At 73.6% G+C, this 231-nt stretch carries 1 protein-coding gene; it reads left to right on the top strand.

Features of this window, described 5'->3' with window-relative positions:
• The coding region (locus SB658_RS27950; RefSeq protein ID WP_486308237.1) for a hypothetical protein at window positions 1-231 on the top strand (231 nt) is incomplete at both ends.

Genomic DNA, 231 nt, shown 5'->3' with positions numbered 1-231 from the left:
ATACGACCGCGAGCTGCTGATCGCCGCCCTGGGACATGACGCGATGCTCCCGCGAGTGCTGGGCGCCGACGAGTGGGTGACCGATGCGGCGGGCCGACGCGTCGCGCCCGGCGCCGGTGACAACGCCGCGGCAGCCCTCGGACTGGGCGCCGGTCCCGGAGATGTCGTCGTCTCGATCGGCACCAGTGGCACGGTCTTCGCCGTGAGCGAGGCGCCGTCGGCCGATGCGAC

This window comes from Bacillus sp. SIMBA_008 (assembly GCF_046535495.1).
Lineage (GTDB): Bacteria > Bacillota > Bacilli > Bacillales > Bacillaceae > Bacillus > Bacillus subtilis.
This window is presented reverse-complemented; position numbering and strand designations above follow the sequence as displayed.